The organism is Arenibacter antarcticus (assembly GCF_041320605.1).
Lineage (GTDB): Bacteria > Bacteroidota > Bacteroidia > Flavobacteriales > Flavobacteriaceae > Arenibacter > Arenibacter antarcticus.
The window spans coordinates 4,008,842-4,033,315 of record NZ_CP166679.1 but is presented as its reverse complement, the minus strand read 5'-3'; the positions used below and the strand labels follow the sequence as shown (position 1 = coordinate 4,033,315).

The 24,474-nt window shown below is 38.8% G+C and carries 24 protein-coding genes and 1 tRNA gene; 11 read left to right on the top strand and 14 right to left on the bottom strand.

Annotated features, from left to right (window positions below):
* Positions 1-67 precede the first annotated feature (67 nt).
* The 4 genes from KCTC52924_RS16605 to KCTC52924_RS16590 all read left to right on the top strand — a co-directional run bounded on the left by KCTC52924_RS16605 (position 68) and on the right by KCTC52924_RS16590 (position 2,613).
* The gene (locus tag KCTC52924_RS16605) at positions 68-997 is read left to right on the top strand and encodes a hydroxypyruvate isomerase family protein (protein ID WP_251805879.1); all 930 of its coding nucleotides are present in this window, start codon (positions 68-70) and stop codon (positions 995-997) included.
* 191 nt (positions 998-1,188) lie between these two features.
* Positions 1,189-1,668: a hypothetical protein gene (locus tag KCTC52924_RS16600; protein WP_251805878.1), complete on the top strand. Its 480-nt coding sequence runs from the start codon at positions 1,189-1,191 to the stop codon at positions 1,666-1,668.
* Complete coding sequence (locus KCTC52924_RS16595) at positions 1,665-2,054, top strand: TIM barrel protein (protein ID WP_353057450.1); 390 nt, start codon at positions 1,665-1,667, stop codon at positions 2,052-2,054. Before KCTC52924_RS16600 ends, KCTC52924_RS16595 begins: the two co-directional genes overlap by 4 nt.
* Before the next feature lie 262 nt (positions 2,055-2,316).
* Positions 2,317-2,613, top strand: coding sequence for a Dabb family protein (locus KCTC52924_RS16590; RefSeq protein ID WP_251805877.1), 297 nt, complete (start codon positions 2,317-2,319; stop codon positions 2,611-2,613).
* A 623-nt stretch (positions 2,614-3,236) separates the two neighbouring features.
* Here KCTC52924_RS16590 and KCTC52924_RS16585 read toward each other — a convergent pair.
* A tRNA-Ser gene (locus KCTC52924_RS16585) sits at positions 3,237-3,321 on the bottom strand.
* 355 nt (positions 3,322-3,676) lie between these two features.
* Between KCTC52924_RS16585 and KCTC52924_RS16580 the strand changes: the two genes are divergently transcribed.
* Positions 3,677-4,309 (top strand): nitroreductase family protein, encoded by a 633-nt coding sequence (locus tag KCTC52924_RS16580; RefSeq protein ID WP_251805876.1) that lies wholly within the window; start codon positions 3,677-3,679, stop codon positions 4,307-4,309.
* A 37-nt stretch (positions 4,310-4,346) separates the two neighbouring features.
* Positions 4,347-5,543, top strand: coding sequence for a DegT/DnrJ/EryC1/StrS aminotransferase family protein (locus tag KCTC52924_RS16575; protein ID WP_251805875.1), 1,197 nt, complete (start codon positions 4,347-4,349; stop codon positions 5,541-5,543).
* Between the two features lie 281 nt (positions 5,544-5,824).
* On the opposite strand, the gene ribB is transcribed toward KCTC52924_RS16575, so the two are convergent.
* The 11 genes from ribB to KCTC52924_RS16520 all read right to left on the bottom strand — a co-directional run bounded on the left by ribB (position 5,825) and on the right by KCTC52924_RS16520 (position 17,202).
* A complete protein-coding gene (gene ribB / locus KCTC52924_RS16570) occupies positions 5,825-6,967 on the bottom strand; it encodes a 3,4-dihydroxy-2-butanone-4-phosphate synthase (protein ID WP_251805874.1) in 1,143 nt (380 codons plus the stop codon).
* Entirely contained in the window at positions 6,964-8,427 is a 1,464-nt protein-coding gene (locus tag KCTC52924_RS16565; RefSeq protein ID WP_353057449.1) for an LptF/LptG family permease, read from the bottom strand. Before KCTC52924_RS16565 ends, ribB begins: the two co-directional genes overlap by 4 nt.
* Positions 8,428-8,452: 25 nt before the next feature.
* A complete protein-coding gene (locus KCTC52924_RS16560) occupies positions 8,453-9,097 on the bottom strand; it encodes an outer membrane lipoprotein carrier protein LolA (protein ID WP_251805872.1) in 645 nt (214 codons plus the stop codon).
* Positions 9,098-9,126: 29 nt separating this feature from the next.
* Positions 9,127-11,514, bottom strand: a complete 2,388-nt coding sequence (locus tag KCTC52924_RS16555) for a DNA translocase FtsK (RefSeq protein WP_251805871.1) — start codon at positions 11,512-11,514, stop codon at positions 9,127-9,129.
* A gap of 178 nt (positions 11,515-11,692) precedes the next feature.
* A complete protein-coding gene (locus KCTC52924_RS16550; protein WP_251805870.1) occupies positions 11,693-12,058 on the bottom strand; it encodes a diacylglycerol kinase in 366 nt (121 codons plus the stop codon).
* Positions 12,051-12,557, bottom strand: a complete 507-nt coding sequence (tpx, locus tag KCTC52924_RS16545; RefSeq protein ID WP_251805869.1) for a thiol peroxidase — start codon at positions 12,555-12,557, stop codon at positions 12,051-12,053. Before tpx ends, KCTC52924_RS16550 begins: the two co-directional genes overlap by 8 nt.
* 212 nt (positions 12,558-12,769) lie before the next feature.
* On the bottom strand, positions 12,770-13,027 hold the full coding sequence (locus tag KCTC52924_RS16540; RefSeq protein ID WP_251805868.1) for a DUF6952 family protein: 258 nt from the start codon (positions 13,025-13,027) through the stop codon (positions 12,770-12,772).
* Positions 13,008-13,322 (bottom strand): co-chaperone YbbN, encoded by a 315-nt coding sequence (locus KCTC52924_RS16535; RefSeq protein ID WP_251805867.1) that lies wholly within the window; start codon positions 13,320-13,322, stop codon positions 13,008-13,010. Before KCTC52924_RS16535 ends, KCTC52924_RS16540 begins: the two co-directional genes overlap by 20 nt.
* Before the next feature lie 79 nt (positions 13,323-13,401).
* The gene (locus KCTC52924_RS16530; RefSeq protein ID WP_251805866.1) at positions 13,402-14,046 is read right to left on the bottom strand and encodes a peroxiredoxin; all 645 of its coding nucleotides are present in this window, start codon (positions 14,044-14,046) and stop codon (positions 13,402-13,404) included.
* 226 nt (positions 14,047-14,272) lie between these two features.
* Positions 14,273-15,775: a Na+/H+ antiporter NhaC gene (gene nhaC / locus KCTC52924_RS16525; RefSeq protein WP_251805865.1), complete on the bottom strand. Its 1,503-nt coding sequence runs from the start codon at positions 15,773-15,775 to the stop codon at positions 14,273-14,275.
* Between the two features lie 224 nt (positions 15,776-15,999).
* Entirely contained in the window at positions 16,000-17,202 is a 1,203-nt protein-coding gene (locus tag KCTC52924_RS16520) for an aminotransferase class I/II-fold pyridoxal phosphate-dependent enzyme (protein WP_251805864.1), read from the bottom strand.
* 292 nt (positions 17,203-17,494) lie between these two features.
* Between KCTC52924_RS16520 and KCTC52924_RS16515 the strand changes: the two genes are divergently transcribed.
* Entirely contained in the window at positions 17,495-17,953 is a 459-nt protein-coding gene (locus KCTC52924_RS16515) for an Lrp/AsnC family transcriptional regulator (protein ID WP_251805863.1), read from the top strand.
* 116 nt (positions 17,954-18,069) lie between these two features.
* A complete protein-coding gene (lpdA, locus tag KCTC52924_RS16510; RefSeq protein ID WP_251805862.1) occupies positions 18,070-19,476 on the top strand; it encodes a dihydrolipoyl dehydrogenase in 1,407 nt (468 codons plus the stop codon).
* Between the two features lie 554 nt (positions 19,477-20,030).
* Here lpdA and KCTC52924_RS16505 read toward each other — a convergent pair.
* Together KCTC52924_RS16505 and KCTC52924_RS16500 are read right to left on the bottom strand one after the other, a co-directional pair.
* Entirely contained in the window at positions 20,031-20,267 is a 237-nt protein-coding gene (locus KCTC52924_RS16505) for a CDGSH iron-sulfur domain-containing protein (protein WP_251805861.1), read from the bottom strand.
* Between the two features lie 56 nt (positions 20,268-20,323).
* Positions 20,324-21,523, bottom strand: coding sequence for a heparan-alpha-glucosaminide N-acetyltransferase domain-containing protein (locus tag KCTC52924_RS16500; RefSeq protein ID WP_251805860.1), 1,200 nt, complete (start codon positions 21,521-21,523; stop codon positions 20,324-20,326).
* A 137-nt stretch (positions 21,524-21,660) separates the two neighbouring features.
* On the opposite strand from KCTC52924_RS16500, the gene KCTC52924_RS16495 reads away from it, so the two are divergent.
* From KCTC52924_RS16495 to KCTC52924_RS16485, 3 genes are all read left to right on the top strand, one after another.
* Positions 21,661-22,194: an NADPH-dependent FMN reductase gene (locus KCTC52924_RS16495; protein ID WP_251805859.1), complete on the top strand. Its 534-nt coding sequence runs from the start codon at positions 21,661-21,663 to the stop codon at positions 22,192-22,194.
* A 6-nt stretch (positions 22,195-22,200) separates the two neighbouring features.
* The gene (locus KCTC52924_RS16490; RefSeq protein WP_251805858.1) at positions 22,201-23,517 is read left to right on the top strand and encodes an anthranilate synthase component I family protein; all 1,317 of its coding nucleotides are present in this window, start codon (positions 22,201-22,203) and stop codon (positions 23,515-23,517) included.
* A 67-nt stretch (positions 23,518-23,584) separates the two neighbouring features.
* Positions 23,585-24,412 carry an alpha/beta hydrolase gene (locus KCTC52924_RS16485; protein ID WP_251805857.1) on the top strand — a complete coding sequence of 276 codons (828 nt, stop codon included), beginning with the start codon at positions 23,585-23,587 and terminating at the stop codon, positions 24,410-24,412.
* Positions 24,413-24,474: the final 62 nt, after the last annotated feature.

Sequence of the window (24,474 nt, the reverse complement as noted above, 5' to 3'; positions counted from 1 at the left end):
GAGATGTACTGCCCGTGAAATTGTTAAGCCTGGTTTATAAAATTTAGAGTGTTAAAAAAATAAAAAAATGAACAGAAAAGAATTCTTACGAAACGGAATGCTAGGAGGAGCAGCCCTGACGCTGTTTTCAGGAAGGGCCTTATCCAACGAACCTGAGCATTTGGAACCATTCGATGCCATGGCTCCATTTAATATGAAATTTTCACCAGACTTCGATATATTTAATCAAGGGGATGGGGCGAGCTTCGAGGAGCAGCTCGAGTGGGGATATGATAGTGGATTCAGAGCCTGGGAGAGTACTTGGTTGTCGAGAAGTACTGTGAGCGAACAGAAAGAGATCAAACGGGTAATGGACCGTCTGGGAATGGATTTTGGCCAGTTTGTAGGGACGATGTCGTTTAAGGAAGTCACCTTTGCGGGAAAAGATAAAGCTATAAGAGAGAGGGTATTGAGGGAAGTAAGGGAATCGGTAGAAATAGCAAAACGCATGGATACAAAATATATCCATAATGTATTGGGGGTGGCTGATCCGAAGTTGCCATGGGATTTTCAGATGGCCAATGCTATTGAACTGTTAAAGCAGGTAGCAGAAATATATGAACCGCATGGATTGGTGATGGTGATGGAAACAATGAACCATAAAATTAATCATCCAGGTATGTTTTTGCACGAAATACCTCAGGCTTATGCCATGGCCAAAGCGGTGCAAAGCCCAAGTGTAAAAATATTGTTCGATGTTTATCATGTTCAGATACAGGAAGGAAATCTGATTCCTACGATGGATTATGCCTGGGATGAGATTGGGTATATACAGATTGGAGATACCCCTGGTCGAAACGAGCCCGGGACAGGTGAGATTAACTTCAAGAATGTATTGCAACACATTCAAGATAAGGGCTACAGGGGATTTGTAGGGCTTGAACATGGAATAAGCGGTAATGGAGAGGAAGGAGACAAGGCTGCATTGAAAGCATATCGAGAGGTGGATCCGAAGTAAACAGAAAAAATTGAAATTGGCCTTTCTTTTGTTTTTTTTTTGACTAGCTCCTTATCCTTTCCCATGAAAGGAAAAAGATGGCTGGAATGAAAGCCGTTTTCTTCTAATGGCATTTGCAAGGACATAGTTCTTGACATGATGGGGTCGACGGGGAGAGTGGTTATTGAAAGTTAACTTATTAAATAAAAGATATGAATCAGAAAAGTTATTTTGGCGCTTTAATTACGGCTATTTTTACTTTAACGATATTATGGTCCTGTGGTTCGAACGGAAAGAAAGCATCCGGTGAGATAGCAGCTGATAATGCAAGTGGAGGAATTCAGATTGGCGTGGCCCTGTACTCTTTTAACCGGTTTCCATTTCACGAAACGCTAGATAAATCAAAGGGGGCGGGAGCAGAAATTGTCGAAGGATTCTTCTTTCATAAGCTGGGCGAAGATTTTGAGAATAAAACGATGCAAAATCTGAATGATGAGGAACTTCAAAAGATGAAGAGAATCATCGATGAAAAGGGGTTGAGAATGCCTTCTATATATGCCGATGCAAAGACGCAGGAAGAATGGATTAAGTTCTTCGAGATTGGAAGAATACTGGATATTGATTTTTTAGTAGGTGAACCAGAACCCAAATTTTTGAATCTATTGGATAGTTTGGGGGAACGAGCGGAATAAAATTAGCTATCCATGAACATGCTCGAGGAAAGAGCCGATATTGGCATCCAGATTCTGTTTTGGTGGCGATAAAAGGCCGACCCAATTTAGGAGCATGCGGCGATTTGGGGCATTGGGCTCGTAGTGGGTTAGATCCTGTAGAATGTTTGAAGATTTTGGAGGGTCATCTAGTCGGAATTCACGCCAAGGACCTCGATGAGGCGGGAAATATGGATGCTCAGGATGTAAAGGTTGGAACCGGAGTAATAGATTATGATGCTATACTGAAAGAACTAGATCGACAGGATTATACCGGACCTATATATATCGAATGCGAGCACGATTGGGAGAATAATCTGGGTGATGTGAAATATGCAGTGAAATATTTAAGAGAGTTAACCAATTGAGTAACTCAGCCTAAATTTAATTATTCATTCCAGAATTAAAATAATAAGTACTTGCTTTTTTAAAGGGATCCTGCCAATTAATACATTTGAAGTATCGCTTATCAATTCTTAAGGTGGGTATTCAGTCAATATAAAACTTTATTTGGTGAATTTCAATCTTTTGTTCGTTTTTCCATATTTTCAAACAACAAAGGGAATTTAGAAACTATACTCCAAAAACTATCGTACGGTTTAAAAACATAAGGGTTATAATATAATTATCATGATACATCATTCGGTTATTTTTAATTTAAAACATGTAAAAGGTTCAGAGAGAAAAAAACGCTTCTTTGAAGCAGTAAAAAAACTTGGTCTATTACCGGGAGTGCTTAATTTTAAAATTCTTAAACAAACCAATTCAATGAACACTTTTGATTACGGCATATCAATGGATTTTGTCAATCAAATAACTTATGATAACTACTCCAATAATCCAGAACATTCCAAATTTATTGAAGAATATTGGTCAAAGGATGTAATCGATTTTATTGAAATAGACTATGAAATTTATAATCCTTAACAGTAACAGTATTCTTATTTTGTTACATGGTAAAGGTGAAAATCATCATTTATATATTTGCGAATCTATTCAGTTTACCTTTGGGCTACCTATATGTAAATCAGCATATTGAACCGGATATTTCTAGAGTAGTATGCCATCCCCCTCCTTTTTTTTAATTGATTTTTATAAATAGTTGCTCAGGAAACGTGTCTGTTCTCGGGGAAACATTTATGGATAATCAGTTTTATGCGGGTGATTCGCCCGCGGTTGTCAAGGAAATCAAAGAAATTTTGAACCATGATAATATTACGGTGTACGTTAAGGCAATCTGTGAAAACTATCGAATTGAGAAAGATTTATTATTGAGACCTTCTCTTGGAAGTTACTTCATAAAGAGAACCTTTGAAAATGACCATAATCTTTTATTTCCCCAACCTCCATCCCACATCCCTAGCACCATTCATCTCATCCAATTTCACTAAAAGTTTTTCGCCCTTTCCCAAAGTAAATTTAGGATACACAAATACGAATTGGATTTGCTAGCCTTTTGGAATTCGCTATTATACGATATTGTATAAAATGAAGAAGGCCCGTAAACGTAGTGTTTACGGGCCTTTCGGTGGAATTTGACTATTCCTAAGCGGAGAAAGAGGGATTCGAACCCCCGGAGGTGTGACCCTCAACAGTTTTCAAGACTGCCGCATTCGACCACTCTGCCATTTCTCCTTAGCGGGTGCAAATATAGAAACCTTTTTCAACTTAATAAAATGATTTTGAACTTTTATTTTTTTTAATTTACTATTTCTTAAAACCTCAGTTACAATTTAAGCATAACCCCTATCAAAAATTAAACAGATGTGTTTTCTTAATGCAATAAATACCACAGTAGTAGTATTTCTTTTCGGGTCTATTGCTTAGCCGATTTAGGAAATAGGCTTAACTTTGACAATCCAGCAGGAATTTGTAATAGGGTCATAAATTGACCGCGTGTATTGCGAATTGTCGGATATTTGGGGAAGGGAGTAGTAGACCAGGCATCATACCTCCTAGAATATAGATTTTTAAATTAAAGATTAGCGATTTGGATATTAAAAAGCAATTGGAATGGCGTTATGCAGTTAAAAAATTCGATTCTGATGAATTATTGACTCCGGAAAAACGGGAAATACTAGAGAATGCCTTTAATCTAACGGCAACTTCATTCGGACTTCAGCCTATTAGGCTGGTAGTGGTTCAAAATAAAAAACTTCAAAAGGAATTAGTAGGACATACCTACGGACAGCAACAGGTAGCACAAGCATCCCATGTTTTTGTCATTTGCATAGAACAGCAAATCGATAAGGAATTTATTCACGACTATTTTAAAAGGGTACAACAGATCCGAAATACCTCGGATGAAATCCTCAATCCTTTTAAAGGGGCCTTGGTGGATAGTTTTTCTAAAAAAGAGATGGACGAAGTACGGGTTTGGGCCACAAACCAAGCCTATCTTGCCTTGGGAACTTTATTAACCGTTTGTGCCCTGGAAGGGGTAGATTCCTGTCCTATGGAGGGTTTTAATCCATCTGGCTATGATACACTTTTGGGACTGGAGAAAAGGAAACTTACCTCGGTGCTGGTCCTTCCTGTCGGGTACAGGGCGAAGGATGATATGTTCGCGGCCCTTAAAAAGGTGAGAAAAAATCTAAAGGATAGTATTATCAATATTTCATAAGCAACTGAGTTTCAATCAAAATAAAATAAATATAAATATGCCAGGTTTTGAACTTTTTGGAGAAAAGGAAAAAGCACAAGTTAACGATGTATTGGATTCAGGAGTGTTGATGCGATACGGTTTTGATGGAATGCGAAATGGACATTGGAAGGCCAAAGAACTGGAGAAGGCCCTTGAAAATAGAATGCAGGTAAATCACGCCCATTTGCTAAGTAGTGGCACAGCTGCCTTAACCGTAGCTTTGGCCTGTGCAAAGGTTGGGGCGGGGGATGAGGTTATAATACCCACTTTTACCTTTGTAGCAAGTTTTGAGGCAGTTTTGTCCGTAGGTGCAATTCCCGTTTTGGTAGATGTTGATGACACCCTTACCCTAGATCCAAAAGCAGTGGAAAAAGCAATCACCACGAAGACTAAAGTTGTGATGCCCGTTCATATGTGCGGCTCAATGGCTGATTTAGCCGCTCTAAAGGCAATTTGCGACCAACATGACCTCTTGATGGTAGAAGATTCCTGCCAAGCCATAGGAGGCAGCTATGAGGGCAAGCCACTGGGGAGTTATGGTGATCTTGGTTGTTTTTCATTTGATTATGTAAAAACCATCACCTGTGGGGAAGGGGGTGCTCTAATTACAAATAATGAGGAATTTTATACTACAGCCCATCAGTTCTCCGATCATGGTCACGATCATATAGGAAACGATAGGGGAGCGGAGAACCACCCAATCCTTGGTTATAATTATAGAATTTCTGAATTACACGCAGCTGTAGGATTGGCGCAAATAGATAGATTGGATAGTTTTATCGATATCCAAAAAAAGAATTATACCATCTTACGGTCGGCCTTAGATGTGCTTCCTGGGGTTGCATTTAGAAGGGTTCCGGAAAATGGGGTAGAAAACTATTCTTTCCTAAATTTTTACATGCCTACAGAAGAGTTGGCCCGAAACGTCATTTCGGCTTTATCTGAAAACGGCGTGGATGCTTGTTTTTATTGGTATGACAATAATTGGCATTACTATAAAAAATGGAGCCATTTAAAGAATCTGAATAGTTTGAGCCCGCTATCCGATCAAATTAAAAACGGACTCACAGATTTCAGCAAATCTAATTTCTCACAGTCTGACCACTGGGTAGGACGAAATATTTCTTGCCTAATAAAATTGGGATGGACAGAGGAGGAGGTTAAACAAAGAGCAGAGAATATGATAAATGCAATAAAAAGCGTTATCAACTAAAAATTAATTTATTAATCCAGTAGCTGTTTTAATGAAGAGAGTGTGCTGTTTTTAGTAATAAAGCAACAGGGTTTAGTTGATTGGGTTCGTTTTCCAGAAAGGGCAAGGGGGAGTCTGAAATAAATTATTGTTTGTGAATTTATAGGTATGCGTAGTCCAATTCTATGGACTATTTAACCACTTAAAGTTCTAAGCCAGATTCAATTGAGTATACTGGTAGATATACTATTCCAAGAAATTGCCTTTCTAACATTCAGAGACTACTTAAAGTTATTCTATAATTAATAAGTCACATAGTCCACAATTTGAAGACCATACCCCACAATTCCAACACGTTTTGTAGCAGTGGAATTGGTTAAAAGTCTAATTTTGGAGATATCAATATCATGTAGAATTTGAGCTCCTACACCAAAATCTTTAGCATCCATATCTACTTTTGGAGCCTTATAAATTCCTTGTTTTTGGAGTTCCTTTAATTCCCCTAATCTACCCAATAGATTTAAGGATTCGGATTCCTGGTTAATAAACACTATAGCACCCTTACCTTCTGTATTGATGGCGTTGAACATGTCCTCTAATTTCTTGTCTGGGTTATTCGTTAAGGTACCGAGGATGTCATTATTTATTAAGGTCGAATTGATCCGTGTAAGCACCTTTTCATCTTTTTTCCAAGTTCCCTTGGTCAATGCTATATGAACTTGATTATTGGTGGTCTGCTGATATGCTCTCAATCTAAATTCGCCAAACCTCGTTACAATATTAAAATCTTCCTTTTTACGAATAAGACTATCGTGCTCCATACGATAAGCGATCAAAGATTCGATGGAAACAATTTTAAGATCAAATGTTTGGGCTACTTTTATTAATTGGGGTAATCTGGCCATGGAGCCATCTTCGTTCATAATTTCAACAATAACACCGGCTGGTTTTAGTCCAGCTAAACGGGCGAAATCGATTGCAGCCTCGGTATGCCCCGTTCTTCTTAATACGCCGCCTTCTTTGGCGACAAGAGGAAATATGTGCCCAGGCCTTCCTAGATCATGGGCCTTCATACTTTCATCGGTCAACGCCTTAATCGTACTTGCGCGATCTGCTGCTGAAATACCCGTAGTCACCCCGCGACCTCTTAAATCAACTGAAACCGTGAATGCAGTTTCCAATGGATCCGTATTGTTATGAACCATCATATGCAAGCCAAGCTCCTTGCATCTACCTTCGGTAAGCGGAGCACAGATGAGTCCCCTGCCATGGGTGGCCATAAAATTGATCAATTCTGGGGTAGCCAATTCTGCAGCAGCCAAGAAATCCCCTTCATTTTCCCTATTTTCATCATCCACTACAATTATCACCTTCCCTTGTCTAATATCCTCAATAGCCTCTTCAATGGTATTTAACACAATGGTATCTTCCACTTTAGTTGTCATTTTGTTGCAGTTTTAATCACCTTTTTAAACAATTTCTTAAAATAATCCACGATATTTCCTCCGGATATTAGCCCTTTATCTGCGGTTGCCCGTCTAGTTAAAAAAACACCTAAAGGTAACATTATTAAAGTAGAAAGCCATGCCCCTATGATTGGATGAATATTACCCTCTTTGGCATAGTTACCAGCAAAAACTCCAATAAAATAATAGGTAAGAAATAGCACAATGGCAATAACCATAGGTAAGCCTAGTCCGCCTTTCCTAATTATGGCCCCTAAAGGTGCACCAACAAAAAAGAGGATAATACAAGATAGGGCCAGTGCATATTTTTTATGTAGTGATAAAATATGTAGGCGATAGATCTTATATTTGATTTGTAATTCCTTTTTCTTTCCTTGAATAGTGGTCAAAATATTGGCAGTGGAAGTTTTTGCAGTAGATAGCAATTGCATTTTTTGGTACTCAGGATATAGCGTAATAATACTGTCTAATGAAACAGTAGTGCCTAGAGAATCTCGTTCCTTTTTTTTATTTGCAATAGCTATTAAGGATAGGGAATCTGGCTTGCTCACGAACATAAAGGCCCCAATTCTGTTTACAATGCTTTTAGAGAACGCCTTAACCACCTTTGCATTGTCTTCTTTAAGAGAATCTATATCCTTGGATAAACGGGAAATATTTTTCATTTTATCCGTACTAACGTCCCGTTCCTCATTTAGATCCACATCGTTTAGATCTGAAATATCCTTGTTTATAGTATAGGTTTTAAAATTGGCCTTGGTAAACGGATATTTTAATTTTTCCTTATTGTTGGTAGTGGGCATTTCCTCGTAATAATGCCCCTCTTTAAGCACTAGTTGTAAAATATCGGATTGCTCGCTACTAATTAGTTCTCCTGATTTTGCTTTAATTACCGTAGTATTTACGCTTGACCTGGATTTATTATGGATAATTACATTATCCAAGAAACGATCCTTATCTCCAAATTTCCGATCCACCTTCATATTCATATCGGTGCCTTCCAAATCGCTGAATACCCCTTCAGAAATTATAGCTGCGGGTTTAACTTTGGCTATATTCCTTCGTAAATTATAAATTTTCTGTTCCGAAATTGGGATGATGTTGTTTGCAAAGTAAAAAGTGACCCCGCCCAAAAATGTAACAAATACTATAAGCGTAAGCATAGCCCTTTGAAGGGATATACCCGAGGCCTTCATGGCGGCAAATTCATAATTCTCTGCAAATGACCCAAAGGTCAAGATAGATGAAAGTAGTACCGTTAACGGAATTACCCGTTCCATTAGGTTAGGCATTAGGTAAAACAAGAATTTTCCGATAATAAAGATATCTAATCCCTTACCTGCAAAATCATCAATAAAAAGCCAGATCGTTTGAAATACGAAGATAAACATCAGTATTACGAACGAGCTGAAAAAATTAAAGAGGAAACTCGATAATATATATCGGTCTAGAATTCTCAACGGCTTAATTTCTTATAATGTAGTACCCATCATCCTTGTACTTACTCTCATCAAAAGTAAATAAGGTTTTGGACAAAGGTTGGTCAATTTTAAAAGAATTAACAGTAATTGTAGTTTTGGTCCCATTCTTACCGGTTTCAATTAACTTGTAAATATGCTTGGTCTCCACATCAATTCCCAAAAGAATGGATTTAATTTCAGAATTGGTGTCAATGGGGGTCAATTTAACAAATTGAATTTTTCTTCCTTGTACGTTCTGGAGCACATCCCAGGCATAATTATGTCCTTGCTTGTAAAACGTCAACATTTTGGAAGGGGTAATGGTGTTTTCGTCATCCATTTTTTCCTCAACGGTAACCTCTTCATTTTCGGGAACCACTGTATACACCTTTTTGCCGTCGTACAATTGTTTGGCACCCATGTAGTTGAAAACGTATTTATCCCCCTGCATGGTCACATCTCCACGGGTATCCGTATTTATTTTCGCTTCCTCATTTCTCAAGGAATATTTAAAATCCACAAAAATATTATCGTAACTCTTTACTTTGTTATATACTTCATCTAACAATGATTTGGCCTTATTGAAATCTTGGGCCATGGCTATTGTTGAGGAAAGCGTAAATAGTACTAAAAATAATAGTCTTTTCATTGTTCTTTATTTTAATCTGTTTATGTCCCTTAGGGAGTTTCGTTGCTCAATAATTGGTCAAGGGCATAAATATCCTGAACCAATACCTGTCTAGCCTTACTACCTTCAAATGGTCCAACAATACCTGCTGCTTCCAGTTGATCAATTATTCTGCCTGCACGGTTATATCCTAATTTTAGCTTTCGCTGAATAAGGGAGGCCGACCCTTGTTGTGCAATTACAATAACTTCTGCTGCTTCCCTAAACTTGGCATCCCTATCGGATATGTTGTAATCAATACTTGTGCCAGACTCGTCATTACCTACATATTCTGGCAACAAATGGGCATCTGGGTAAGCTCTTTGAGAGCCTATAAATTTCGTGATTTTTGCAATCTCAGGGGTATCCACAAAAGCACATTGAATTCGCGTAACGTCATTGCCCTGGGTGAAAAGCATGTCTCCACGACCAATCAATTGGTCCGCCCCTTGGGCGTCTAGAATGGTCCTGGAGTCGATTTTAGAGGTAACCCTAAAAGCTATCCTAGCTGGGAAGTTTGCTTTTATAATACCCGTAATAACATTCACGGAAGGTCTTTGTGTCGCAATGATCAAATGGATTCCGATCGCCCTCGCTAACTGTGCCAATCTGGCTATTGGGGTTTCCACTTCCTTGCCAGCTGTCATGATCAGATCCGCAAATTCATCGATGACCAAAACGATATAGGGTAAGAACATATGCCCATCATTGGGATTCAACTTACGGGCCTTAAACTTGGTGTTATATTCTTTAATATTACGGACCATGGCCACTTTCAATAGTTCGTACCGATTATCCATTTCGATACAGAGCGAATTTAAGGTGTTAATTACCTTGGTGTTATCGGTGATAATGGCGTCTTCGGAATCGGGCAACTTGGCCAAATAATGTCGTTCTATCTTATTGAATAGGGTAAGCTCTACTTTTTTAGGATCGATCAGAACAAATTTAACTTCTGCTGGATGCTTTTTATAGAGTAGGGAGGTCAGTACTGCATTTAATCCGACCGATTTACCTTGCCCTGTAGCACCAGCCATTAAGAGGTGGGGCATTTTCGCCAAATCCACAACAAAGGTTTCATTGCTAATGGTCTTACCAAAGGCAATAGGTAGCTGCATTTCCGCCTTTTGAAATTTACTAGACGCAATAACTGAACGCATAGAAACTATGGTAGCATTTTTATTGGGCACTTCTATACCTATGGTTCCTTTTCCCGGGATAGGGGCAATAATTCGAATTCCTAATGCAGCAAGCGATAGTGCAATATCGTCTTCCAAGTTTTTTATTTTGGAAATACGCACCCCGGCATCGGGAACAATTTCATATAGGGTTACCGTAGGTCCAATGGTAGCTTTGATCTGTGCGATCCCTATTTTGTAGTTTTTTAAGGTCTCTACAATCTTATTTTTATTTTCTTCAAGCTCCTCTTGGTTAATGGTGATACCTCCTGCAGCCCCGTGCTGATCTAAGAGATCTAAGGTTGGAAATTTGTAATTTCCCAATTCCAGAGTAGGATCAAATTCACCAAAATCGGCTACCAATTTATCGGAAATATTATCTTCCTCTTCGGTTTCCTCTTTTATTTTTTCTACTTCCATGGCTATGGTGTCTTCTTCCGCACCAACATTGATCTGAAAATCATCCTCTATATCCTCTTTTTCTAAGGCGGGAATGTCTTTTTTATGGGTATAGGTATTTATTACGATAGGTGATTCTTCTTCTTCTTTCGCAATCATTTTACCCCCATTCGTACTAAGCTCGGGGGCGTTGTTTTTAGTAATAGGGGGCGATTTTAATTCGGAGGCTAGGGATTTTCCTTTCTTATTGATATAGTTAACCGCCGTATCGGGTGAGAATTGAAAGAGCCTTACCAATATTATGATCAGTCCAAACAATAGCATTAAGAATACTCCGACTTTACCGCCATAGTCCTGCAGGAAATCGTTCATTTCAAAACCAACCATTCCACCCAAAAGAGGTTTGGAAGCTGCGAAAAAGCCCAATGCTATAGAAAACCAGATTATAAAGACCATACCCCATATCCATCTCCTTAGTAGTCCTTTTTTGGTAATACTAAAAAATAAATGCAGTCCGGAAATGAAAAGTAAGAAGGTGAAAATAATGGAAGAAATACCGAACCCTTGATAGATGACCACATGTCCTACATTGGCCCCAAATTTATTCAACAAGTTTTCTGCTTGTTCATTTCTATTGGAAAATTCGCTGAGTACGCTTTGATCGTCTTCCCAGGTGAAGTAAAAAGAGACGAAAGAGAAAAACAGGGCAACGCCCAATATCATTAGTAAACCTCCCAGAATAATTTTATTCTGTTTTGATAATTTTAAAGTAAAGCCTTTTTTTACGGGAGTGGACTTTGGTTTTCTTACCTTCTTTGCCATTAAATCTTTTATTCTGGGGGCTAAATTACAAATTTACTTATGAACTTATACTCCTCCCAAATAGAAAGTCGGGAATTTTACGGAAGATGCTATCCGATAATCTTAAACGTTCAATACTGCCTATGCCGAACAACTACATTTGTCCGCAACGATTTTACGAAGGTTAAAAAAAATGCTTTTAAAATAATTTCGGACCATATATTATAAGGCCTATAGCACAGGCAGCAACGGAAACCAACATTACCGCACCTGCAGAGACATCCTTGATTAGTCCGATTTTTGGGTCAAAATTAGGCTGTACAAAATCGGACAATTTTTCTATTGCCGTATTCATCCCCTCAATTCCAAGCACTAGGGCAATAGCCAGAATTTGAATGGTCCATTCTGTGTTTGAGATTTCGTAATAAAATCCCGCTGCAGTCATTACTATCCCTATAAAAACTTGGACCTTAATGCTAGCCTCGGTCTTTATAAGTAAAAGCGCACCCTTGACCGCAAACCCCACACTGCGGATACGATTGGTTAGGAAACTTTCTTTAGGCATTCATCAGAGCTTCTAATGCTGCCTTGTAATTTGGCTCCTCTATGGTTTCTTGTACCTGCTCTGTGTAGATTACCTTCCCTGATTCGTTCAATACTACTACCGACCTGGATAATAAGGGAGCAAGAGGTCCATCTACAAACTGAACATTATACGCCTTACCAAAGTTACCGTCTTTAAAATCGGACAACATTTCTACATTGGTGATGCCTTCAGCGCCACAAAAACGAGCTTGGGCAAAAGGCAAATCCTTTGAGATACACAAAACCACGGTATTGTCCAATTCTGCTGCCTCCTTGTTAAACTGTCGTACAGATTGCGCACAGGTACCAGTATCTATACTAGGAAAAATATTCAACACTATTTTCTTTCCTTTGTAGTCAGATAAATTTGCGGATGAAAGATCTCCTTTTGTCAATGAAAATGAAGGAGCTTCACTTCCAGTGGAAGGTAGTGTTCCTATTGTATTTATGGGGTTTCCCTTAAGTGTTACAGTTGCCATGGTTTTATGTTTTAATTTGCTGTGAAAATAAAAAATATATAGCGGATATGTAAGTAATAATTGATAAAAATATTGACGCTACCTAAACGATTAATTTAATCATAGGATTTTAAGTAAAAAACCGTTTGCAAAAGGGCGTATACCTTCTACAAACGGTTTTATTAAAGGGTGCCTACCGGTAAGGTAAAGCCGTATTGCCTAGGCAATATCTTTTATTTGTCAATTGACCCCAATACCCGTTGCATAAATTCGTTTAGGGCATCTTTTTGGGATTTTCCTTCTTTTATGGATTTGTTGACTTCCAAGGCTCCATAAAGATTTGATATCAATTCGCCAATTGTATCCAGCTCCTCATCCTTTAAGGAGGGGACTTCTGTGATGGATTCCAAGGTCTCTATTGTTTCCAATACAAAATCCTCGTCATTATCGGCAATAAACTGTGTTAGGTGCTTAATTACTGGTAATTTCACTGATCAATTCTTTTAAAACATCATATTTATTCGTCTGCACCTGATTTTTGATCGTCCCGTTCTCAAAAATTGCAAATGTGGGTAAATTGTCCACATTGGCCAATTTTCTAGAATCAGGAAACTTTTCAGCATCCGCCAACACAAAGGTAATACCTTCATTCTCGGTAGATTCTTTTTTAAACTTCGGTTTCATGATCCTGCAATTCCCACACCATGTGGCGGAATATTGAACCACTACCTTATTATTCTTATCGATAATCTCTTGGAGATTATCACTTTCCAATTCTAATAACATACCTATAAATTTTAAATTCGTTATAAAAAATAGGAGTCCATTTCTAAGAGAATGGACTCCTTAAATTTATTGCCCGTTCTTAGTTGGCATGCGTAGAAAGGTAGCTAGCAACCCCTTTTCTGTCAGCGGTCATAGCTTCCTTACCTTCTTCCCAGTTTGCAGGACATACCTCACCTTTTTCTTGAACGTGGGTGTAAGCATCTATCAAACGTAAATATTCATTTACATTTCTTCCCAAAGGCATGTGGTTAATTCCTTCGTGGAAAACGGTACCTTCCTCATCAATTAGGTAAGTAGCACGGTAGGTTACGTTATCACCTTCTACAGTAACAACTCCGCTTTCTTCGTTGTACTGCTCGTTGGTGATATCCAAAATACCTAAGGTAGAAGCAAGGTTTCTATTGCTATCCGCAAGGATTGGGTAAGTAACCCCTTCTATACCACCGTTGTCCTTAGATGTGCTCAACCAAGCAAAATGTACTTCTGCAGTGTCACAAGATGCACCGATTACGATTGTGTTTCTCTTCTCAAATTCTCCTAAAGCCGCTTGGAAAGCATGTAATTCTGTTGGACAAACAAAGGTAAAATCCTTTGGATACCAGAACAAGATTACTTTTTTGTTATTTTTCTGAGCTTCTTCTAAAACATTCAGTTTAAAAGTGTCACCCAATTCATTCATTGCATTTACACTAAGATTTGGAAATTTTTTACCTACTAAAGTCATATGTATAATTTTTATTATTGATTTCTAAATACAAAATTACAGCTTATATCAAGTATAAGGGGGAATTGGGATTTAAAAAATTTATAAGGTTATAGCTTTAATAGATGCCTGCCCCGCATCGTGGAAACTGTTAAGATTTCGGAAAAATTACGAGCATACTTATGTTAAATCTTCAAAATTAAGGAGTGAAAACTGACAATAAACGAATCTGGATTTTTCTATGTAATTATTTTTTCTCTATTCCAGCTTCTGTTGTGGCAAGTTGTTTGATTTTTATATTTAAAGCTGCAAAAAATAAGGTCATAAAGGGGCTAAGCCAATTGAAAATGGCATATACAAAATATTCGGCGACACCTACTCCCAACACCCCCGAATGATAGGCCCCACAAGTATTCCATGGAATAAGCACCGAGGTTACAGTACCTGAGTCTTCCAAGGTTCGACTAAGATTTTCGGGAGCAAGTCCCTTATCCTTATATGCTTTTGCAAACATTTTACCAGGTACTACAATAGCCAGATACTGATCAGAGGCGGTGACATTAAGCGCCAAACAACTGGCAACCGTACTAGCAAAGAGGCTAAAAGTAGATTTAGCCATGCTTAACAGGGCGCTGCTAATTCTAGATAACGCCCCAATACCATCCATAATTCCCCCAAATACCATTGCACAAATAATTAACCAAATGGTTCCCAACATTCCTGTCATGCCTTTGGCAGAGAATAGTTCACTAAGGACAGCACTTTCGGTGGCAATATTGGTCTGAACGGTTATAGCGTTCATTACTCCCTTGTACCCAGATTCAAATGTCAACGCTTTGGCACCGGTTAGGCCCATTACTATCTCGGGTTGAAAAATTAGGGCGAATAACCCTCCCAACAAGGTCCCTATCAATAAGGCTAGAAGGGGAGGGGCCTTTTTTAAGATCAGAAATATTACGATCACCGGTACTAAAAATAACCAACCATTAATATTGAAAGTATTCTCTATGGCAGACATTATGCCTTTCGTGTCCGTTGTTCCACTGGTATCTATAGTAAAGCCTAAAATCACAAACACCAGAATGGTAATAATGATGGTGGGTATGGTGGTGATGGCCATATACTTAATATGAGTAAAGAGCTCACTGCCAGCCATTGCTGGTGCTAGGTTGGTGGTATCGCTCAGAGGGGACATTTTATCCCCAAAATAGGCGCCAGACAAGATAGCTCCTGCGGTCATTCCCATAGGGATGCCAAGTGTGCTCCCTATTCCGATCAATGCAATACCAACCGTTGCTGAAGTGGTCCACGAACTCCCTGTAGCTACCGAAATTACAGCACAAATAATCACACAGGCCGCTAGAAATATCGTCGGATTTAAAACTTGTAACCCATAATAGATCATTGTTGGAATTATTCCACTGATCAACCAAGTTCCAGATAGTGCCCCTACCATAAGTAAAATCAGTAAGGCTCCAGTGGTAGATTTTAGGTTTTCGGCCACCTCCGAAATCATTTGTTCGTAGGAGACCTTATTAAATACGCCTACCACAGCAGCAACTGCACCTCCCATTAAAAGAATAAACTGATTGGATCCGCTGAGGGCATCGTCCCCATATATAAAAACATTATACGCCAACATCCCTACTAATGCAAAAACGGGTATTAGCGCCTCCCAAATGTTTAACTCCTTATTTTCTACAATGTGTTCATTTTCAGGCCCACTGGGGTTGGTGCTTAGGTTTTGCATCTAAAAGTTCTTTGTTACCTCGTAATATTACGATTTTGCCTCCTGTTCTGCAAACCTAAAATTATTCCCCATCAATTTTAAGGTAAACCTTATGGCAGCCAAGTTATTCCCCTTTCTATAACAATGGGTTGCAAAAAGAATGCTGGAATTTATATCTTAATCTTTAGAGGTAATCTAACCGGAAAGGATGCTTTTACCTATTGGGTATATTGGTTATAAAAGTTTTATGATTTTATGTTTAGTTCTTTTAGGCAGCTTTTCATGGTGTTGTAGGTCCGCTCTATATTATCGTCCAAACCTATTGAAAATCGGATTAGACCATTGGAAAGGCCCATTTCCAACTGTTCTTCCATGGGAATTTCGGAGGAGGTGGAAGTGCCTGGGGCACTAAATAGTGTTTTGTAGAACCCTAGGCTTACCGCTAAATAGCCTAGATGTTTCTTTTGCATCAGTTCCATTAAGGAATTGGCATTTACCAACGACCCTAAATCCATGGTCAATAATCCTCCATAACCATAGTCGGAATTGTATTGCTTTGTCATCACTGAATGGCCTTTGTGAGAACTCAATCCTGGATAAACCACTTTTAGTCCGTCCTTTTCAAAATTCTGTGCCAAAAACAGCGCATTTTCACTGTGCTTTTTCATTCTAATATGAAGTGTTCGCATATTTTTCAATATCGATGCGGCCCTCATACTATCCAAAGTACTTCCCAGCAACATTCCGGCACCAGAATTCACGTCTTTAAGGCTCAGGCAGAATTCCTTGGTACCACAGACGGCACCCGCTACGCAATCACTGGTGCCATTGATAAATTTGGTAAGACTATGGATTACAATATCGGCACCTAATTTTGCGGGACTAATGGATAAAGGGGAGAAGGTATTGTCTACCACCAAGGGAATACTATTGTTTTTAGCAATTTTAGACATTTGTGCTATATCGGTCACCTCTAATAAGGGATTACTGACGGTCTCGCAATAGATCATTTTTGTTTTTGGGGTGATGGCTTTGCTAACCGACTCTTCATTAGTGGTATCCACAAAAGAAATATGAATATTAAATTTTTTAAGAAAATTCTTCATGAAAGCATAGGTGCCGCCATAAATAGTCCGACTGCTAACAATATGATCGCCGGCATTACACAATTGTAAGATTACCGAAGTAATGGCACCCATTCCACTGCCAGTGACATTGGCGGTTTCGGTACCTTCAAGTGCTGCCAAAGCCTCACCCAAATATAAATTAGAGGGGGAAGAGTGCCTACTATACAAATAACAGCCCTCCGTATTCCCTTCAAAAGTATCAAACATGGTCTTGGCTGATAAAAAAGTATAGGTAGAAGAATCAGAAATAGAGGGGTTAACCCCTCCAAATTCTCCAAAATATTGTAAGTCTTGCAGGTGATCCGCTCCTTTATATTTCATGATGTTTAGGTTTAATTTCTCATGAAACTAAAGATTATTAGGTATAATATCAATATAAACCTCTATATTTAGTATATAAAACTATTAATTTTAATTATAGTAGATTAAATTACCGTATAATAAAGAGTTGGCTTTGGAATACGGAAAAAACATCAGTTTGAAATGAGCATGACCGAAAACTGGTTACAAATACGGTTGAAGATTTGCGATTCAGACTGCCGTCAGGCAAGTTTACCTGCCTTAGGCAGGCGCAGTCGAAGAATGACCGTTAAAAAACGATAAATATCTACCTATGAAATTAGATGGAACGGATGAAAAATTATTAGGGTTGCTGCAAAAAGATAGTAAACGAACCACAAAGGAATTCGCCCTGCAATTAAAATTATCGGTAACCGCTGTTTATGAACGGATAAAGCGCTTGGAAAAAACGGGTGTCATTACCAAATATGTCGCTTTGGTAGATAAAAAGAAGGTAAATAAGTCTTTTGTAGTCCTTTGTCATGTTAAGTTAACCCAGCATACCAAAGAATTTATTGCGAAGTTTGAGCAGGAAGTCTTAAAATTGAAAGAGGTTGCGGAATGCCATCATATAAGTGGCGATTACGATTACATCTTAAAAATTTACGTAGGCAATATGGAGGAGTATCGCGATTTTATGGTTACTAAGCTCACAGCACTTAACCATATCGGTAGCACTCAAAGTGCATTTGTGATTGAGGAGGTTAAAAATAGTACTGAAATAATTCTTTGAGTTCCTCTGTTGTTTTTTGGGGCTATTTTCACAAAGCTGCTTTGTTGTCCAACCATAAAACATTTGTATTTTTGTTTCAATTATATTAAAACTAATCTTTTCAATACATTAATAATATGACCCAATACGATGTAGCCATAATTGGCTCAGGTCCTGGAGGATATGTCGCCGCTATTAGATGTGCCCAATTAGGAATGAAAACCGCAATAATAGAAAAGTATTCGACCTTAGGGGGCACCTGCCTAAACGTAGGGTGTATACCATCTAAAGCCTTGTTGGATTCTTCTCACCATTATGAAGATGCAGTGAAGCATTTTGAAACGCATGGTATTGAAATCCCAGGGGAAATAAAGGTGAATCTAGAAAAAATGATTTCCCGTAAACAAGCTGTAGTAGACCAGACCTGTGCTGGTGTGAAATTCTTGATGGATAAAAATAAGATTACCGTCTATGAAGGGTTGGGGAGCTTTAAGGATGCCAATCATATCAATATTGCCAAAACCGACGGAGAAACAGAAACCATTGAAGCGAAGAATGTAATTATCGCTACAGGTTCTAAACCGTCGACTCTTCCATTTATCAAATTAGATAAGAAGCGGGTAATTACCTCCACGGAGGCCTTAAAGCTAAAAGAAATCCCCAAACATATGATAATCATCGGAGGTGGTGTTATCGGTTTGGAATTAGGCCAAGTGTATAAGCGATTGGGTGCAGAGGTAACCGTGGTAGAGTTTATGGACCGTATTATTCCTGGGATGGATGCTGGATTATCCAAAGAATTGACTAAAGTGATGAAGAAACAGAAAGTAAAGTTCCTTCTATCGCATAAAGTAAAATCTGTTGAGACTAAAGGTAGCGAAGTAATCGTCAAAGCCGATGATAAGAAAGGTGCTGAAGTAGCGCTAAAAGGAGATTATTGTTTGGTAGCTGTAGGGAGAAGGCCGTTTACCGATGGCTTAAACCTAGAAGCTGCTGGGGTTAAGATGGAAAAAAACGGCACTGTTGCGGTTAACGACCACTTACAGACCAATGTTTCCCATATTTACGCCATAGGCGATGTGGTTAGGGGTGCTATGCTAGCTCATAAGGCCGAAGAAGAAGGCGCCATGGTGGCTGAGATTTTGGCGGGACAAAAACCTCATATCGACTATAACCTTATCCCTGGAGTGGTTTATACATGGCCAGAAGTAGCTGCAGTAGGAAGAACCGAAGAGCAGTTAAAAGAATCTGGAATCGAATATAAAGTAGGTCAGTTTCCGATGAGAGCGTTGGGACGCTCCCGTGCCAGCATGGATCTGGACGGTTTTGTAAAGATATTAGCGGATAAAAAGACCGATGAAGTATTGGGCGTGCATATGATAGGTGCCCGTGCGGCAGATCTGATTGCCGAGGCCGTTATTGCAATGGAATTTAGGGCATCTGCAGAAGATATTTCAAGAATAAGCCACGCACATCCAACCTATGCGGAAGCAGTGAAGGAAGCGGCTTTAGCAGCAACCGATGACCGTGCGCTACATATATAACAAGAGTTTTTAATTGTTGACCAGAATCAAAAAGACCTGTTGGAAATCCAACAGGTCTTTTATTATGTCCAAAGACCTAGGTTCAAAGTCCGAGACAAGACGTTTTTTGAATTCTTCCGAGTATTTATTTTAATCCCTCCGGTTTGCACTTTCAATAAAGGGAGGAGCTCTTAATTTTTTTCCTTAGTAGTGGTCAACCCTTATCAGAGACGTACATCACTGCAAACTGATTATTGCGTTAGCTATTGCAGCGGCATCCTTTTTTGGGTTTTGTAAACCTTGTGGATATTTTGAAAAATGCCCCAATAAAACAAAATTACCGGTTTAGGACGATAGCCAAAAAAGATATAGCGGAAAGAGCGCCCCGATAGGGGAACGCCCAACAACAAATAATTTAAAGAAAAGAGCCACCCGATTTTATATCGATAAATAAGGTCTATAATCAGAAAGTCCTGTTGACATCTGCCAACAGGACTTTCTTTTATGTCCAGAGTATTATGTAATTGAAGCATCTCACTATTCACTACTCAATACTTTGTACTCAATTCTCAACACTATCCTTTATGAGATCCATCACAAAATGGAGGGTTCTTAGTAAGTTTACAAGTGCAGAAATTGGCAGTTTTTTCTTCTGTAGCTACATATGCTAGGGGAGGAGTGGCTTTTTCCGCTCTGTGAGATCCGTCGCACAATGGTTGGCTGCTACTATGGCCGCAAGTACACCAAGAATATCTTTTGTCTTTCTCCATGGCTATTGCAATGGGGGAGAATTTTTTAACTGGTTCGCTCATGATTATATTTTTGCGCGAAAATAGGCCAAACCGGTATGGTAAACGGTATAATAAGTCTAATTCTTTACCAGTCTAAATAAGCGACGTAAGCTCAATTTAGATTTTGTCCATATAGAGTTAACACTGGGCAAATTATCAACGCCAATCAATAAGACTACTTTGTCCTGCACGACTTTAATTCCAGTGGCCAAGTGTAGTTTAATCTGCACCTTATTGGCCTCGTATTTTAAGGCCAACACGGTAGTGGCAATAATAAATGCCAATGCCCCCGGAACAACGATATAAGGAGGAAGGGAATGGTTTAAAAAGTAATATACTCCTAATCCTGTAAAACTCCCATAAAGGATAATATAATGGAATACATAAATAGATAGTGTGCTCTGGCCAATTTTTAATAAGGTAGTGTTGATCAAAAATCTTCTGAATAACATAAAAACGGCAAATACTAGAAATACATCCCCCAATCTAATGAACAGGTAATTGTTTAGATAGACCTTGGAAAACAAGGCCATCCCCGTTAGGTTGGAGAGTTTTAAAAAGAATCCTGAAGAATAAAATAAGAGTAAGGTCCCTATGGCCGTAAAGCTTAAAATAGCTACTGGATACAAATAAGCGTGACTTTTAAATCGGTTGAACCAAACAGATAGAAATGCCCCTATACTCGCATACCCAAACCATGGGATAATGGTAAATACGGAACCATTGGCCTTGGTAAGGTAATTGGCTAATAAACTAGGTAAATAATGATGTGCATATTGCTTGTAATAAGGTTCCATTACAAATAGGGCAAGGGTGATGATTAGCAAGAGGCTGGGAAACAAAAATTTGTTCCTGTTGGCTGTCAACAGATATATTCCAATGATACCCAAGATAGATAGCCCTATGCAGTGTAATACATCTACTAAGTAAAAAGAGCCGTAGATTTGTCCTTTCAATAGGCCAAAAAAGTTAAGTCTCAGCAAGTAGCCGATGACCAACAATTGTAGTCCCCTTTTAACGCCCTTTTTTACCCTAGGGTTATTAAATCCAATTTTATCCCCTTTAATGAGAAGATAAGTGAATATAAACCCGGATACGGTAAAGAAAACTGGAGCGGTGACCCCTCTAAAGTACTTCCAAATGGAGTAATATATATTGGAGTTGTCCCTATAGGCATTGTCCAATAAACCATCTACAAAATGCCCTTGTAGCATCATCAAGATGGCCCAGGCTCTTATAGCGTCAATAAAGTAAAGTCTCAGGTTGGCGTTCCCCATTTATAATTTATATATACCCTATATACTTGCAAAACAGTGGTTTTGGATGTTTGGGCGTGCAAAATTAGATAAATAACTCGCAATTCAATCTATTTTACGGTATTTTCGTTGCAATTTTATATATTATAGATAAAAAGATGTCGCATTTAGTAGCTTTCGCAGGAAGTAATTCCACCCAGTCCATCAATTTTAAATTGGTAAAACACACTGCTTCCCGTATTAAAGATCATGAAGTCCGCTTATTGGATATGTCCCAGATAACACTACCCGTTTTTAGCGAAGATCTTGAAAGAGAGGAGGGATATGCACCTATTTTAAAGGAGTTATTGGATAAAATTAAACAGGCAAATGGGCTTATTATTTCTGTTAACGAACACAACAGAAATCCATCCGCTTTTTTTAAGAATCTAATCGATTGGTTATCACGGGTGGATAAGGAATTCTTAAATGGAACAAAAATTTTATTGATGTCCTCTTCCAGAGGCAGGGGCGGGGCTTTAGGGTCACAGGAAGTAGCTAATAAATTATTATCCAGATTTGGGGGAGAAATAGTGGCGACATTTTCTTTACCCTCATTTAATCATACCTTTTCAGAAATGGAAGGAATCACGGATTTGGAACTAAAGGAAGTACATGATACTGCGTTGCAAAGCTTCCTTTCTAAAATTTAGAATCTTTTGCGAAAAAAGTTATCGTTTACGGTTGCGGATATTAAAGGATTTAAAAACTACTTGCTGCAATGGGCTCAGCAATTTAATGAAGTGGTTTGGCGAGATAGTAATGGACACAATGAAAAATACACTTCCTTTGATGCTGTCTTGGCTGTAGATGCGCTAACGTCCATTGTTACTGATGCCGCGAACGCCTTTGAAGATTTAAAGACCTACCAGTCCAACTCGGGGGATTGGATTTTTGGCTATTTGTCCTACGACCTTAAAAATGAAGTAGAGCGACTAACTTCTTCCAATTATGACGGATTGGATTTTCCAGAACTATTCTTTTTTCAACCCAAAAAAATCATTTTTATTGAGGGCAACACGGTCAGTTTTCATTATCTGAATATGGTGGATGATGAAATTGAAGCTGATTTCAAAGAACTTACCGAAGGGGAATGCACAGCATCTTACAAAGACACCCAAGAATCGGTTGTTCACATAAAACTTAGGATCTTTAAAGATCAATATTATGCCAGGGTTACCCAAATCTTGGAACATATCCATAGAGGGGATATCTATGAGGCCAATTTTTGTCAGGAATTTTATGCTGATAACATCCAAATAGATCCTTTAGCGATATATTTAAGACTAAATGCAATCTCACGCCCGCCTTTTGCTACATTCTTAAAATTGAACGACAACTATCTTATGTCCGCCTCTCCAGAACGCTATCTTAAAAAGGAGGGAACTAAAATAATATCCCAGCCAATAAAAGGCACCGCAAAAAGAGCAATGGACCCGAAAGAGGATTTGGTCTTGGCAACTACCTTGGCAAGAGATCCAAAAGAACGTGCAGAGAACATAATGATTGTAGACCTTGTGCGGAACGACTTGTCCAAAAGCGCCTTAAAGGGCAGTGTAAGGGTAGAGGAGCTTTGTAAAGTGTACTCCTTTGACCAGGTGCATCAGATGATCTCTACCGTTACCGCAGAGGTGGCAGAAACTGCAAATCCCGTTGATATTATTAAAGAAACCTTTCCCATGGGAAGTATGACCGGTGCTCCAAAAGTTTCAGCCATGAAAATAATTGAAGCCCTGGAAGCCACTAAAAGAGGACTATACTCAGGAACTGTAGGTTATTTTACACCGAAAGGGGATTTTGATTTTAACGTGGTTATTAGGAGTATTCTATACAATAAAACAAAGGCCTATGCCTCTTTTTCGGTGGGAAGCGCTATAACGGCAAAAGCCTCCCCAGAAAAGGAATATGAAGAATGCCTATTAAAGGCGAAGGCCATGCGGCAGGTTTTGGAAAATGAGAATGGTATTAGGAATTGATACAATTTGGAGTTTCGCAAGAAGTAATGTAAATAACCATTCTAACAAACGTAATTTAAATTGATTTATGGAAACTATAACTCTTCCATTAAAATATAAGGACACCCCTATTTACTGCTGGTATGTACCACCACCTATTATAAAGGGTATTGTAATTTTGGTGCACGGATTTGGCGAACATTCTGGTCGCTATTTTCCAAATGTAGTGCCAACCTTCCTTAAAGCGAATATGGCAGTAATTAGTTATGATAATATAGGTCATGGCAATTCTGGAGGAAAAAGGGGGGATTGTCCAAGTTATGGGGCGTTATTGGAGTTGCTGCACCTAGTAGTCGTAAAGGGAAAAGCACTTGTTCCCAATACTCCGATATTCCTTTACGGACATAGTATGGGAGGAAATCTTGTGCTGAATTATGCTCTAAGATCAAAGGTAGATCTTAAGGGAGTAATAGCTACCAGTCCCTATCTAAAATTAGCGTTCCAACCTCCAAAATGGAAAATGGTATTAGGAAAGGCAATGCTTGGTCTATTTCCACATATCACGCTAGCCTCAGGATTAAGTCCAACTGGTATTTCCAGGATACCTGAAGAGGTAGAGCACTACAGGCAAGATCCCTTGGTGCACGATAGGGTGAGTCCAATGTATTCCTTCCCAGTAATGGATGCTGGACAGTGGGCAATTGACCATGCTTCTCAATTAAAAACAGAAACCTTATTGCTACATGGTACCGGAGATAAAATAATAGATTATAAGGGTACCGAAAGCTTTCACAATAAGGCTTCCGTAACCACATTGGAATTGCTGGAGGGCGGGTATCACGAATTACACAATGACCTTTGCCGTAAGGAGGTACTGCTGATAATTTCCACTTGGTTGAAGAAAAAACGCTTATAAAACACTCCTTTAAACGGTGAAGATGAAAAGGTAGGGGTACTAGTGCGAATCAATTTTTCTTC